Below are 1,934 nucleotides of genomic sequence, written 5' to 3'. Positions count from 1 at the left end.
GTGAGCGCGGCGACGCTGTTCCACCTGGCGTGGGCGCTGGTGCTGGGCAAGGCCACGGGCAAGGACGACGTGGTGTTCGGGACGGTGCTGTTCGGTCGGATGCAGGGCGGGGAGGGGGCGCAGAGGGCGCTGGGGTTGTTCATCAACACGCTGCCGCTGCGGGTGAGGCTGGGAGCGAGGGGTGTGCTGGCGTGCGTGAGGCAGACGCATGAAGCGCTCACGCAGCTGCTGCACCATGAGCACGCGAACCTGTCGCTGGCGCAGCGCTGCAGTGCGCTGCCGGGGGGCACGCCGTTGTTCTCGGCGCTGCTGAACTACCGGTACACGCCAGAAGAAGAGCAGACGAAGCAGCAGGCCGCACCGGATCTCGCCTGGGCCGGCATCGACACGCTCGGCGGTGCCGAGCGCAGCAACTACCCCTTCGGCATGTCGGTGGACGACCTGGGCAAGGGCTTCGAGCTGGTGGCACAGGTGCATGACAGCGTCGATGCGCAGCGCGTATGTGGCTACATGCTGGCTGCCGTCCAGGGCGTGGTGACGGCGCTGGTGCAGCGGCCGCAACAGCCAGCATGCGAGATCGGGATCGTTTCCGCGCAGGAGGTGCAGCAGCTTGCGGCGTGGAGCGAGAACGATCGGCGCCACGAGGGAGCCCAACCGGTGCACCGCCAGATCGAGTCTCATGCAAGGCTCAAGCCTTCGGCACCCGCTTTGGTCTTCGACGACGAAGCCCTGAGCTACGGCGAACTCAATGCCCACGCGAACCGCCTGGCGCATCGCCTGATCGCCTCGGGGGTGGGCCCGGATGTGCTGGTAGGTATCTGCGTGGAACGCTCCGTCGAGATGATGGTGGGCATCCTGGCGGTGCTCAAGGCGGGCGGTGCCTACGTGCCCCTGGACCCCGAGTACCCGGCAGACCGCCTGTCCTACATGGTGCAGGACAGCGGCATCGAACTGCTGCTGACCCAGAGCCACCTGCGCAGCCTGATCCCGGGTGCCGAAGCGCTCCAGGTGCTGGAACTGGACACACTGGATACGTCCTCCGAATCCGATACCGATCCGCGGTTGAAGCTGCACGGCGAACACCTGGCCTACGTCATCTACACGTCCGGCTCCACGGGCCGTCCCAAGGGAGCGGCCATCCGGCATGCGGCGCTGTTCAGCTGCATGGCCTGGATGCAGGAGTTCTACACCCTCGCCGGAGCGGACACGGTGCTGCACAAGGCCCCCTTCGGCTTCGACGTGTCGGTGTGGGAGATGTTCTGGCCGCTGACCTCGGGAGCGAGGCTGGTGATCGCCAACCCGGGAGACCACAGGGACCCGGTGCGGCTGGTCGAGTTGATCCGCAAGCACCAGATCACGACGCTGAACTTCGTGCCCTCGATGCTGCAGGCGTTCCTGGCGTACGAGGGGATAGAGAAGACCACGAATCTCAAGCACATCATCTGCGGGGGAGAGGCCATGCCTGCGGCCACGCAGAGGGAGGCGCTGCAGAGGCTGAGCGGGGCGACGCTGCAGAACCTGTACGGGCCGACGGAGACGACGATCCATGTGACGCAGTGGACGTGCCGGGACGATGGAAGCAGCCAGGTGCCGATCGGGCGTCCGATCAGCCAGACGCAGGCGTACGTGCTGGACGGGAGCCTGAACGAGGTTCCGGCGGGGGTGGCGGGAGAGCTGTACCTGGGGGGCATCAACCTGGCTCGGGGCTACCTGAAGCGGGCCGGGCTCACGGCCGAGCGCTTCATCGCAACAGAGAAGGGGCAGCGCCTGTACCGCACGGGAGACCTTGTGCGGTGGAACAACGAGGGTCAGCTGGAGTACCTGGGCCGGATCGACCACCAGGTGAAGGTGCGGGGGTTCCGCATCGAGCTGGGGGAGATCGAGGCGGGGTTGCAGGCCCAGGAGGAGGTCCGGGAGGCGGTGGTCGTGGCGAA

At 67.1% G+C, this 1,934-nt stretch carries 1 protein-coding gene; it reads left to right on the top strand.

The window, feature by feature from the left end; translation table 11 throughout:
• A partial coding sequence (locus FHY06_RS34695) for a non-ribosomal peptide synthetase (RefSeq protein WP_184607692.1) occupies positions 1-1,934 on the top strand: 1,934 nt, incomplete at both ends.

The organism is Variovorax atrisoli, assembly GCF_014195185.1.
Taxonomy (GTDB): Bacteria; Pseudomonadota; Gammaproteobacteria; order Burkholderiales; family Burkholderiaceae_C; genus Variovorax; species Variovorax atrisoli.
This window is presented reverse-complemented; position numbering and strand designations above follow the sequence as displayed.